Origin of the sequence: Vagococcus carniphilus (assembly GCF_014397115.1) — a bacterium.
Lineage (GTDB): Bacteria > Bacillota > Bacilli > Lactobacillales > Vagococcaceae > Vagococcus > Vagococcus carniphilus.
In genome coordinates this window covers 1,378,567-1,391,033 of the sequence record NZ_CP060720.1, presented here as the reverse complement: position 1 = coordinate 1,391,033, position 12,467 = coordinate 1,378,567, and the positions used below count along the sequence as shown (strand labels likewise).

Annotated in this window: 13 protein-coding genes; 5 read left to right on the top strand and 8 right to left on the bottom strand. The window is 31.4% G+C overall.

Going from position 1 to position 12,467, the window contains the following annotated elements:
- Positions 1-41 precede the first annotated feature (41 nt).
- Positions 42-548 (bottom strand): PTS sugar transporter subunit IIA, encoded by a 507-nt coding sequence (locus H9L18_RS06885; protein WP_246433322.1) that lies wholly within the window; start codon positions 546-548, stop codon positions 42-44.
- 174 nt (positions 549-722) lie between these two features.
- Between H9L18_RS06885 and H9L18_RS06880 the strand changes: the two genes are divergently transcribed.
- The 5 genes from H9L18_RS06880 to rpsT all read left to right on the top strand — a co-directional run bounded on the left by H9L18_RS06880 (position 723) and on the right by rpsT (position 5,586).
- On the top strand, positions 723-1,556 hold the full coding sequence (locus H9L18_RS06880; RefSeq protein ID WP_126791549.1) for an undecaprenyl-diphosphate phosphatase: 834 nt from the start codon (positions 723-725) through the stop codon (positions 1,554-1,556).
- Positions 1,557-1,712: 156 nt separating this feature from the next.
- On the top strand, positions 1,713-3,650 hold the full coding sequence (locus tag H9L18_RS06875; protein WP_126791551.1) for a heavy metal translocating P-type ATPase: 1,938 nt from the start codon (positions 1,713-1,715) through the stop codon (positions 3,648-3,650).
- A 173-nt stretch (positions 3,651-3,823) separates the two neighbouring features.
- Positions 3,824-4,366 (top strand): DUF1836 domain-containing protein, encoded by a 543-nt coding sequence (locus H9L18_RS06870; RefSeq protein WP_126791553.1) that lies wholly within the window; start codon positions 3,824-3,826, stop codon positions 4,364-4,366.
- 19 nt (positions 4,367-4,385) lie between these two features.
- Positions 4,386-5,219: a DegV family protein gene (locus H9L18_RS06865; protein ID WP_126791951.1), complete on the top strand. Its 834-nt coding sequence runs from the start codon at positions 4,386-4,388 to the stop codon at positions 5,217-5,219.
- Positions 5,220-5,331: 112 nt separating this feature from the next.
- On the top strand, positions 5,332-5,586 hold the full coding sequence (gene rpsT / locus H9L18_RS06860; protein WP_126791555.1) for a 30S ribosomal protein S20: 255 nt from the start codon (positions 5,332-5,334) through the stop codon (positions 5,584-5,586).
- Positions 5,587-5,640: 54 nt separating this feature from the next.
- On the opposite strand, the gene holA is transcribed toward rpsT, so the two are convergent.
- The 7 genes from holA to rsmD all read right to left on the bottom strand — a co-directional run bounded on the left by holA (position 5,641) and on the right by rsmD (position 12,342).
- Entirely contained in the window at positions 5,641-6,657 is a 1,017-nt protein-coding gene (gene holA / locus H9L18_RS06855) for a DNA polymerase III subunit delta (protein ID WP_126791557.1), read from the bottom strand.
- A 57-nt stretch (positions 6,658-6,714) separates the two neighbouring features.
- Positions 6,715-8,868, bottom strand: a complete 2,154-nt coding sequence (locus tag H9L18_RS06850) for a DNA internalization-related competence protein ComEC/Rec2 (protein WP_185847397.1) — start codon at positions 8,866-8,868, stop codon at positions 6,715-6,717.
- A 136-nt stretch (positions 8,869-9,004) separates the two neighbouring features.
- Positions 9,005-9,499 (bottom strand): ComE operon protein 2, encoded by a 495-nt coding sequence (locus tag H9L18_RS06845; protein WP_126791561.1) that lies wholly within the window; start codon positions 9,497-9,499, stop codon positions 9,005-9,007.
- Between the two features lie 31 nt (positions 9,500-9,530).
- Positions 9,531-10,169 carry a helix-hairpin-helix domain-containing protein gene (locus H9L18_RS06840; RefSeq protein ID WP_126791562.1) on the bottom strand — a complete coding sequence of 213 codons (639 nt, stop codon included), beginning with the start codon at positions 10,167-10,169 and terminating at the stop codon, positions 9,531-9,533.
- 63 nt (positions 10,170-10,232) lie between these two features.
- A complete protein-coding gene (locus H9L18_RS06835; protein ID WP_126791563.1) occupies positions 10,233-11,279 on the bottom strand; it encodes a SepM family pheromone-processing serine protease in 1,047 nt (348 codons plus the stop codon).
- Positions 11,280-11,777, bottom strand: a complete 498-nt coding sequence (gene coaD, locus H9L18_RS06830; protein WP_126791564.1) for a pantetheine-phosphate adenylyltransferase — start codon at positions 11,775-11,777, stop codon at positions 11,280-11,282.
- A complete protein-coding gene (gene rsmD, locus H9L18_RS06825; protein WP_126791566.1) occupies positions 11,767-12,342 on the bottom strand; it encodes a 16S rRNA (guanine(966)-N(2))-methyltransferase RsmD in 576 nt (191 codons plus the stop codon). Before rsmD ends, coaD begins: the two co-directional genes overlap by 11 nt.
- Positions 12,343-12,467 lie beyond the last annotated feature (125 nt).

Sequence of the window (12,467 nt, the reverse complement as noted above, 5' to 3'; positions counted from 1 at the left end):
AAACAGTAAAAGAGATTGACATTTAACCATGTCAATCTCTTTTATTTGGCTATAGCTGTCGCAACAAACTCACCTTTATCAATATTTCCTAAAGTAGATAAAGTAAACTCTTCTAGTTGATCAGCTGAATTAGTAATCACTACAACTAGTTCACTACATTTACCAGCTTCAGCTAGTTTATTTAAATCCATAATAGCTATTAAAGTTTCTGGTGTTACCTTGTCTCCTTCTTTGATTTTAATATCAAAAGGAGCACCTTTTAATTCAACTGTATCGATTCCAAGATGTAATAAAATAGATAGCCCACATGCTGTTTTCAATCCAATCGCATGTTTAGTTGGGAAAATACTCATAACAACTCCTGAAACTGGAGAATAGACATTTGATGACATCGGTCTCACTCCGTAGCCTTCTCCCATCATCTTTTTTGAAAAAACTGGGTCATTCACCTCATCCATCGAAATAACTTCACCTTTTGCCACTGAGTAAAAGTTTAACTCTTTTACTGGCTCTTTTTTCTTTTTCAAAAAATGAAACAATTTGACCACACTCCATTCGATTAATAACGCATTATTTTAACATAAATCAAAAAGTAAATAAAACAAAATCATCCTCTTACAATAATGTTAGTCTTTTTTTATAAATTTAACTGGTTTTATTCACTAAATTCATCTAAACTAGTAACATTGAGAAATATTTTTTAAAATGAAAGGAATGAAAAAATGGATTTTATTAATATTTTAAAAGTAATTTTTCTTGGGGTTGTAGAAGGTATTACCGAATGGCTCCCTATTAGTAGTACTGGCCATTTAATTTTAGTAGATGAATTTATCAAGTTGAATGCCTCTGCTGATTTTAAAGAGATGTTTAATGTTGTTATTCAATTAGGCGCAATCATGGCAGTTGTTGTTCTTTACTTCAGTAAACTAAACCCATTCTCATCAACGAAGACAGCTGGTCAAAAGAAAGCTACTTGGGTACTTTGGTTTAAAGTTGCTCTTGCTTCAATTCCTGCTGGTGTTTTAGGTTTACTTTTTGATGATTTTTTAGAAGAGCATTTCCATAGTTTTTTACCCGTTGCTATTATGCTCATTCTTTACGGTGTCCTATTCATTATCGTTGAGAACAGAAATAAAGGAAAAGAACCTACTACGTTTACTTTAGGAACACTAAGCTACCAAACAGCTTTTATTATTGGACTATTCCAAGTACTTTCTTTAATTCCAGGTACATCTCGTTCAGGTGCAACTATTATCGGAGCCATTTTAATTGGCTGTTCTAGATACGTGGCTGCTGAATTCACCTTCTTTTTAGGAATTCCAGTTATGTTTGGAGCTAGCGGTTATAAAATCTATAAGTTTTTAAAAATTGGAAATTCATTTGATATGACACAAACCGTTCTCCTACTATTAGGAAGCATTGTTGCCTTTGTTGTTTCAATTATCGCTATTAAATTCTTAATGAATTACATTAAGAAAAATGACTTTAAGGTATTCGGTTGGTATCGAATTGCGCTTGGAGTTATCATCATAGCTTACTGGCTTATTGTTAAATAAAGAAAACTGGCATTACTTAATGCCAGTTTTTTTGTGTCTTGATACCCGCTCAATTTAGAATCATTATCATTGATAATGACTATCATTACTATCTAGATTATAATTATTCCAATCTAGAAGTTTTTATGTTAGACTTCATTTGTAGGAGGAGATAACATGAGACTATTAAAAGAGAAAAGCAGTATGATCTCAACCATTATTTGTGGACTATTAATGATTGCAGGTCTTTACAACCAAAAAACCGGTGGTACTATTTACCCTTATTTGTTTATCATCGGTATGATCATCGGAGGTTTCCATCAAACAAAAGATGGTATTATTGATACCATTGAGGACAAACATTTGAATGTCGATTTATTGATGGCTCTTGCAGCTATCGGAGCTAGCATGATTCAATACTATTTTGAAGGAATCATGTTAACGTTTATCTTCTCATTAAGTGGATCTTTAGAAGAATTCACAACCAATAAAAGTAAAAAAGAAATTGAAAGTTTAATGGAGATTCAACCTGAAAATGCTTTTTTATTAAATGAGAATGGTCAAACAACTGAAGTACCTGTTAAAGATTTAAAAATTGGTGACACATTACTTGTTCCCAAAGGTGCTAGTGTCCCTATTGACGGCCAGTTACTAACAAATTATGCTTCTATTGATGAAGCTGCTATAACAGGTGAATCAATTCCCAGAGATAAAAATCTAAATGATAATCTCTTTGCAGGTACAATTAACATTGGAAATTCATTGAAAATGACTGTTTCTAAAGAATCAAAAGACACTCTTTTCAGTAAAATCATTCAGTTAGTTGATGACGCTCAAAATACCCCTTCAAAAACTGCTAGTTTCCTGACAAACTTTGAGAATATTTATGTTAAAGCAGTTTTAGTTTTAGTTCCTTTAGCAATTCTAATTCCTTATTTCTTTTTTGGATGGACATGGAGTGAAAGTTTTTACCGAGGAATGGTTCTACTCGTTGTAGCTTCCCCTTGTGCTTTGGTTGCATCAGCTACACCAGCAACCTTAGCCGCTATATCTCACGGTGCTAAAAATGGTGTTTTATTTAAAGGCGGTATTTATCTTGAAGCTTTAGCTGATTTAAAAGCAATTACTTTTGACAAAACAGGAACAATCACTAAAGGAGTACCTGTTGTGACGGATGAATTCTTTATTACAGATGAGAAAGAGCTTGCAATTGACATGCTGACAGCTATTGAAACAGAATCAACCCATCCTTTAGCAAATGCAATCACTTCTAAATACGCTCCCTTAATTTCTGAAAAGAGAAGCTTAGAAGTTAACGATATTACTGGATCTGGTATGTTAGGTAGAGAACAAGAAAACGAATGGAAAGTTGGAAATGTTGAGTTTGTTACTACTGAACCAATGACTTCTGACTTAGTTGCTCAAACAGAAAAATGGCAAGAAGAAGGAAAAACTGTTATTTATTTCAGTAAGAATAATAAAATTATTGCTTTCTTTGGTTTACTTGATGTTCCTAAACAAGACGCAGTTGAAACGATTAAATATTTTGAAGACAACGGGATCGAAACAACTATGTTAACTGGGGATCATTCGAGAACTGCCAACGCTGTTGCTAAAATGATCGATATCGATCATGTGATTGCTGATTGTTTACCTGAAGACAAAACGACTTTTATTAAAGAACAAAAAGAAAAATTGGGAACAAATGCTATGATTGGTGATGGCGTTAATGATGCTCCGGCTCTTGCTAATGCTTCAATAGGTATTGCAATGGGACAAGGAACTGACATCGCAATTGATGTTGCTGATATTGTTTTAATGAAAGATGACTTAGAAAAATTAGCAGTCAGCCATCAGCTATCATTAAAACTAAAACGAATTGTCACTCAAAATATTGTATTCTCTCTTTCAGTCATCGCTATCTTAATAATCTCAAACTTTTTCCAAGTTATTAATTTACCTCTAGGTGTTATTGGGCATGAAGGTAGTACAATTTTAGTTATTCTAAATGGACTGAGAATGCTTAGAAAATTACCTATCGAAAGAAAAATGGAAAAACAAAAATTAGAAAAATCTGAATCATATAGTTCTTTTCAAGAACAACTAAGCCACTAAACAAATAAAATAAAACAGGTTCCAATTAATTAGAAAAATTGATTGGAACCTATTTTTGTACCTAAAATAAGATGAATTTTGATTATTAAAATCTGATAAATATTAATTGTAATTCTAACAACCTCATGATATAGTTTTGATAACCAGATAACCTTTCTAAGGAGATTAGATGAATGAATAATATTCTAGAAGATGGCAATTGGGAATTAGAGCTGCTAGCTTTCACTCTTCCCAGATGGGATGAATTACCTGATATTGAGATTTACATGGATCAATTAGTTAAGATTGTCGATAAATACACTCAACCACTACTTCTTGATCATACTAAAGCTCTAACACCATCAATGATTAATAACTATGTCAAACTAAAACTAGTTCCAAAACCATATAAAAAAAAATATGGAAAAAATCATTTAGCACGAGTGCTTGTCATCACCATTTTAAAGCAAGCCTTCGAAATTCCTGCCATCAGAAATGGTATTGAATTAAAAATTGATGCTACTAACGCTAAAGAGGCCTATAACCTTTTCTGCGAACATTTGGAAAGTACGATTGAATGTTTTCTTGTTGAGGAAAATAAATCAGTAACGATTAATGACATCAAACGAGACTATGATCCAATTCAAATGGCCTGCACAACTTTTATCGCTAAATTAATTACTGAGAAACATTTGGATGATATTTTAAAAGAAACTATTACAACGGGGGAAAAATAAATTGACTGAAAAAATTGCAATGCTTGTAGATTCTGGAATGGATACACCACCAGAATTAATTGAAAAAGGTGGTATTTTTGTTGCACCTCTTAATATTATCTACTCTGATGGTATTTACATGGATAAAATTGAAATTACAGCTAACGAAATTTACGAACGACTAGATGAAGAAGTGCCTAAAACATCTCTTCCAAGTATCTCTTATGTACAACAATTAATAGAAGAAATTAAAGCTGCTGGTTATGAAAAAATAGTCTGTGTCACAATCTCAAGCGGTTTAAGTGGTACTCATAACGCTCTACGTTTAACACTTGAAGAACATCCTGAAATCGAAAGCTTCATTGTAGATACTAAAAGTATTGGGATTGGTGCAGGTATTCAAGCAGCATACCTTAAACATGAAATTGAAAATGGTAAAACCTTTGAAGAACTAAAAAAAATAGCTATTCATCTTCCAGAAAAAGGACATGTTTTCTTTAGTTTTCCAACTTTAGAGTATTTGAAAAAAGGTGGAAGAATCGGTTTAGTCAGCTCTGTTTTAGGAACAGCTTTAAACCTAAATCCTATTATCACTTGTAATGAAGATGGCATTTACTATACTTTTAGTAAAGCTCGCGGAAGAAGAAAAAGCTTAAAGAAGATGGTCGATGCTATTGAAAAGAGTGTAAACCATGTTTCTTCTTACGACCTTGCTGTAACTTACGGAACAGATAAAGAAGAAGCTTTAAAAATGGTTGAAGAAATGAAATCAAAATTTCCAAATTATCGTCATTTCTATATGGTTGAAGTCAGCCCTGTTCTAGGTGCCCACTCAGGCCCTGGAGCCATCGGTGTGTCAATGTTAGCAATTTAATCAATAACTTTTTACATTAATTATTGCAAACTTTATTGGCTTTCTGTATAATGAGAATGTTGAATTATATTTGTTTAATCAAATATAAACTCTATTTCGGAGGTGAAATTTAATGCCAAACATCGAATCTGCTATCAAACGCGTTCGCACTAGTGAAAAATCAAATGAAGCTAACTCTGCAAAAATGAGTAAAATGCGTACTGCTATGAAAAATTTTGAAAAAGCTGTAGAAGCTAATGCTGATAACCAACAAGAATTATTAGTTGCTGCTACTAGAGAAATTGATATAGTCTCTGCAAAAGGACTTATTCATCAAAATAAAGCTAACCGTGAAAAATCTCGTTTAGCCAAAAAATTAGCTAAATAATAAAAACTTGATGGACTGATCTCATTTCGATTTCAAGTCATCAAGTTTTTTATTTTATCTTTTTTTCAATAAGAATAACTCGAAAGCAAGTTCTTTTTCGATTTTTCCGGTTTTAATATTAAAATCCATTTCAATTAATTCATCAAACATCTCACCTAATTGTTTAAAGGATAGACTCTTACATTGCTGAACCGCTAATTTAACACGGTATGGATGAATTTTCAGTGTATCAGTAATATTACTTTGCTGGTAATTCATATCTAGCAATATTTTGACTTGTAATAACAACCTAATTTGGCCTAAAAGTATTGATATTATTTTAATGGTCTCTTCTCCACTCACTAATAAATCATGATATAGATTAAGAGCTTCATCTGTCCTATTACCAATAACATATTGATTTAAATCAAAAATATTATGTTCTAAAGATTTAGGAATTAATGATTCAACATCGTTTTTAGTAATACTCTTTGATGATAGAGTTAATAAGAAGAGTTTCTCTAACTCATTCATAATTCTTGTTAAATCCATATCTGTTAAATAAGTTAATCTTTCAAAAGCTTGTTTATCAATAGAATAACCTTCATTTTCTATGTGCTGTTTCACATAAGGAATCAGTGTTTTATCCGTCATTTTGCTAACATCAACAAGCTGACTTTCCTTCTTCAACAACTTAACCACTTTTTTTCGTTCATCCAATTTTTCGTAGCTAGCAACAAAGACTATTATGCTTGTTGATAATGGATTCTCCAAATAAGCTAGTAATAAAGATAAATCATGATTTAATTCATTTTTCTTTTTTTCTCCTGTTAAAAAATAAGGATTTTCAACAAAAATAACTTTATAATCCCCAAAAAAAGGAACTGTCTCAGCTTCATAAATAACTGATGATAATTCTACCTCTGTCATATCAAAAGTAATAATATTAAATTCATCTTCAGCTTCACTTGATATCGAGCTTTTCAATTGCTTTTTAAAAGTTTCAATTAAGAAAGTTTCTGTTCCTATCACAGTATAGATAGGCTTAAACTGTTGTTTCTTTATTTTTACTAGTTCATCTTGTAACGACATTAAATCACACCATCCATTCCTATCTATACTATCATAACTTTCAGATTTAATTCTATTTTATTTCATTACAAAAGCTTCAGAAAAGTAATTTGAAAATAGTGACCATTTAAAATAAATCATCCCGTTTAAATCAGTACGATAAACCTTCGTTGATATCTCACCAAAATTATCTAACGTTTCTTTTGAAGGATGATTGTATCTATTATTCTTTCCGCATGAAATAATCGCTATTTTTGGCGAAATTTTTTCTAAAAAATCAGGTTGACTGGATGTATTACTTCCATGATGACCTGCTTTTAAAATATCTGCTTTCAAGTTTATATCCTCTTGATTCATCAGATCATTTTCCCCTTCTTTTTCTAAATCTCCTGTTAGAAGTATTCTTTTCTCTTTAATCGTTAACATCATAACAAGTGAATCATTATTTTGACCATCTCCTGTTTCAGTAGGATATAAACAATTTAAATTAATTCCATGTTTCTGCCACCTATCTTGATTCGTAATTGCCTTTTTCCGAGTTCTTTTAAACTGAGAAAGTGCCAAACATTTCCTAAAATTAGATTGTTCATAACTACCAGGACCATAACAAATTGATTTAACATCGATTGATTCGCCTATTCGGTCTAAGTCACCAAAATGATCTTCATGAGCATGAGAAATAAAAACAGTATCCAACTCTTTAACTCCCATGCTCTTTAAATAAGGAATAACTGTGTAGTCAGCACTTCTTTTATCAGAGCGTTTCTGCCATTCTTCAACTTCAAAACCTAGCACTCCACCTGTATCAAGAAGATAATTACCTTGATGAAATGGTAACTGAAGAAAGATACTATCTCCCTGACCTATGTCAACTATTGCAAGTGTCCCAAAAGGATTTAAATACTTAGAAAAAGGAACTAATAATGTGAGACTTCCTAATACTATAATTTTACGGTTTAGCCAACTATTTCTTTTCTCCCATTCAATCAATATAAATATCTGAGAAAGTATCAGCATAATCAATAACCAAAAAGGTAATTTGCCAACAACTTGTTTAAATAAAGTTAATTCATTGGTTTTATTTCCAATTGATTGAAAAAGTATTAATATCTTTTCTAACCAAATAAAATGATTATTAATCAAAACAAAAGAGGTTAGAAAAGATAATAAAAGAAGCGGCATAATAACTATAAACAGAACTGGTCCAAGTATTAGATTAACGATAAAGCTAAGTAAATTCCATTCATAAAAATAGTACCAAATTAAAGGAAGAGACAAAGTAGACAGCAACATATTAAAAAAGATTCCTTGATAAAAAACATTTTCAATTTTTTCAATAATCGGTAAAATAACTATAATTAAAAAAGTTAAATAATAGGTTAATTGTCCACCAACAGTAAGTAAAACGTAGGGTGAAAATAAACAATTGATAAATAGAGCCAGCGACCAACAGTCAAGAGGACTTAGAATCCATTCAAAGCGTTGATTTAATCTTTTAATCACATGTTGTAAACCAGCTCGCACCATTCCAGGACCCATTCCTGTTAAACTAACTAAAATGAAAGTAAAGAGCAAATTAAGTTTAAAAACTTTATCACGACAAATTGATAGTCTTAACAAGATATAATCAAAGAGTGTTAAAAAGAAATAAATATGCATACCAGATAAGCTGAATAAATGAGCAACCCCTAACTTCTTCCATGTTTGTTGATAATTTTCTGGTGTATTATCTTGAAAACCAAACAAAAGAGAGTTCATGTAATTCTGAGTTAACAGACCAAATTGTTTTTGATTGTGAACAATACAAGCTCTTCTTAATTCCTTAAGTTTCCAGTTTAGCTGATACCACGGAATTTTTTCTTGCTTCATAGATTGAATATGTATCAATTTAATTTGCTTAGAGATATTTGTTATTTCAAGATAATGAGCATAATCGAATCCATTTAAATTTCTAACACCTTCAACTTCTTGCTCTTCAAATTCTCCTTGAATCACAAGTGTTCGCCAATTAGATGAAAAATAGGCTTTCTCCTTTTCATCTTGTAAGCGATACTTAACAAGCATCGTCTGACGAGTGCTGGAATCTTTCGCTTTAAAACTCAGTAAATCCCCATCTAACTTTATTGTATCTGGGTAAACTTTTAACTCAGTATTTTCTGATACTGCATTTTTTTCTTTGCTTTCAAATAGATGAAAAAAGAAGAGAGAACTGACTAGTAAACAACAAGTCAATATAAAAATCTCTTTTCGTTTAAGACATAAAATTCTTATACAAAGTAAAATTAAAACGATAAGAAGAACTGGCTGACGTTCCTTTAATGTTAAAAGAGAAAGAACAAAGGCAATAATCGGAAAAAAATAATAGCCTCTACTCTTCTTCAGAGTAGAAATCAGTCCCATTAACAAACTCTAACGATTTGAAATATTTATTTGAAAGTTTTACTTGATGAACAGAAGCGCCCGCCTGTTCAATCAAACGAATTGCATATTCATCATTACGGTAATCTTTTAAGTAATGAATTTTTTTAATTCCTGCTTGAAGAATCATTTTCGTGCACTGTAAACATGGAAAATGTGTCACATAAATTTCCGAGTTATCTGTTTCAACACCAAATTTTGCACACTGTAAAATGGCGTTCATTTCAGCATGAATAGTCCTCACACAATGTCCATCCACTAAATAGCAACCTTCATCAATACAATGAACATCCCCGCTCACTGAGCCATTATAACCTCCTGCAATGATTCTTTTATCACGGACAATCGTTGCACCTACTGCAAGTCTTGTACAAGTACTTCTTAAAGATAACAGAAGACTCTGTCCCATAAAATATTGATCCCAAGGGATTCTTTCAAATTCCATCTCGTCACTACTTTCTTTTTTTATTGTTATCTTATATTGTAATTGATTCCTTCAAACTTTCAAATGTTTTCTCACCAATTCCATTCACATTTTTTAAATCGTCAATAGATTTAAAAGAGCCATTTTCTTCCCGATACTCGATAATTTTTTCTGCCTTTTTCTCCCCAACTCCATTTAGTGTCATTAACTCGTCTTTTTCTGCTTGATTTAAATTAACCTTTCCAGCCTCTTCGCTTCCTTTTCCTCCTAAACTTTCCTTAGAAGTATTTTGATTATTAATAGCTTCTGGTATTTCCTCTCCTTCTAAAGGAATGTAAATAATCATTTGATCCTCTAATTTTTGAGAAAAATTTATTTGTTTATCATCAGCTTTTTCTTTTAAACCACCAGCCATATCAATTACATTTAAAACTCTCATATCTGAAGAAACTTCATACATACCGGGCATTCTCACTGCACCTTTAATATCAACATACATTTTTCCGTCATTCTTTTCTTCTTCAGTTTCTTTCAGATCACTTTGACTAGAAACTGTTACATCATCCTCAACAAACGTCGTAGCCTTTGTCTCTTGATTAAAAATAAGACATTTCACACCTATCAAAATAATCAAACTTACACCTATGAACAACATGGTTTCTTTTTTTAAGTATTTTTTAAAATATGCCATTATCTATCTCCCTTCTATTTAAAAGATAAGAAAAAGAAAGTAAAAAATGCTAAATTAACATTTTTACTTTCCTTTTTCTAAATATTTAATGGCATCATTTACCGTTTTGACTGGTACAATTTTAACTTCTAAATGATTCTTTTTAGCTGATTCTACAGCTTCTTCATAATTTGTTTTAACATCAGGATTCTTTTTCTTTATTTCAGGATCAATTTCATCATTAGGAGCAAAAAAGATATCAGCTCCTTCATGGTCCGCTGCGATAACTTTCTTATCGATTCCACCTATTCTGCCAACAACGCCTTCAGAATCTATTGTTCCGGTGCCAGCGATATCTTGACCGTTTCTTAAATCTTTTCCGGTTATCAAGCTATATAACTCTAAAGTAAACATTAGGCCTGCAGAAGGACCTCCAATTGATTCAGTTGAAAAATTAATCTCTTCTTTTGTATCAATTTCAGTGTGGTCAACTAGAGTAATTCCGATTCCTGCTTTTTTAGTTTCAGGTAATTTAATCAGGTCTCCTTTAGTTTCCTTAGTTTTACCATCTTGTTCATAAGTTATTTTAACTGAATCATCTACTTTTTTAGTTTTGATGTATTTCGTTAAATCTTCAGTTCTCTCAATTTTTTGATTATCAACCTTTACAATAGTATCTCCCACTCTTAATTTATTTTCAAAATTAGAATGTTCATCAATTGACATGACATAAATACCTTTATAATCAACTTTGTATGGTTTTTTAGCTAGATCTAAAGCAACTTTAGTCGCTATATTTTGTGACGTTTCCATATGATAGTGTTGCATCTCTTCATATTCTTTTCCACTGTTAGTTCCCATCATTTCTTTTTTGCTGATGACATCATTCGTATGATTCAAATGACCACTAATTAAAGAAGCTATTGTCGCTTGTTGAACTGCGACAGTGGTAAGCATGAAAGAGCCATCAAATTTGTCTCTTTTCCCATCAACAGAGACATAGTCTCTTAAATTTTCTGAAGTACCAGGTTTTTCAACATAATAAGGTATTGGAATAACTGTCACTAATAAAATAGCAACAATTATGGTCACTATAAACGATTTAAATCGTTTATCATTTTTAAATTTCATCTACTCATCCTGACCGTATTTTACTTTCAATGCTTTATTGACATTTTCTGGAACAAAAGAGGAAACATTACCATCAAATTTTGCAATTTCTTTAATCATGCTCGAGCTGATATTGCTAAATGATTCATCAGCAAGTAAAAAGACTGTTTCAATTTCTGGATCCATTTGTTTATTCATAAAAGCGATATTCTTTTCATATTCATAATCTTGGCCATTTCTTACCCCACGAATTAAAAAATTAGCACCTAATTCTTTTGCGATATTAATTGTTAGGCCTTCTGATTGCGTTACTACGCGTACATTTTCAATATGTGCCACACTTTCAGCTGCTAAATCTCTTTTTTCTTCTGGAGAAAAAAGAGGTTTTTTAGTCGTATTTGTAAAGATACCTATTACTACTTCATCAAACAATTTACTAGCTCTTTCAACTGTATTTAAATGACCGTTAGTAAAAGGATCAAAGCTACCTGGAAAAAGAGCAATTTTCTTATGACTCATCTAAACCAACTCCTTCAAGTAATTTATAAATAGTTACTTTAGTTGTACCGTAATCTTGAACTTTTATTTGTTCTAAATTTAAAATTCTTTCCGGCAACTCTACTTGCTTATCTGTCTCACACACAACTTTAGCAAACTCATTTAATAAGCCTAGTGACAACATTTTTTCAACTTGTTTTTCAATCACTTGCTTAGCGTAAGGTGGATCCAAAAACACTAAATCAAAACGGATGCCTTCTCCTTTTAACCAATCAAGAGCTTTATCTGCATCCATTTTTTTAACAGTGAAAGCTTCACTTTTTTTAGTCAACCCAATATTTTCTTTGATGATACTTATTGCTTTAAAATGGTTATCAAAACAATAAGCCTTTTCGCATCCTCTTGAAACTGCTTCAATAGCTAAGTTTCCACTTCCGCTGAATAAATCAAGAACTACCTCATCTTCAAAATAAGGGCCTATCATGTTAAAAATAGAGCCTTTTATTTTGTCACTTGTCGGACGTGTATTGTCACCTGAAAGTGAATTAAGTTTTCTACCTTTAAAATCTCCTGCTATGACTCTCATGTATTTTCCCCTCAATCAATTTTATGCTATCCATTATAACAAATTTTTAATCATTTGATATCTTTCAATCAAATTATTCAATAAAAAATCGTATCATAATCAAATAAGAATATTTGACGATGATA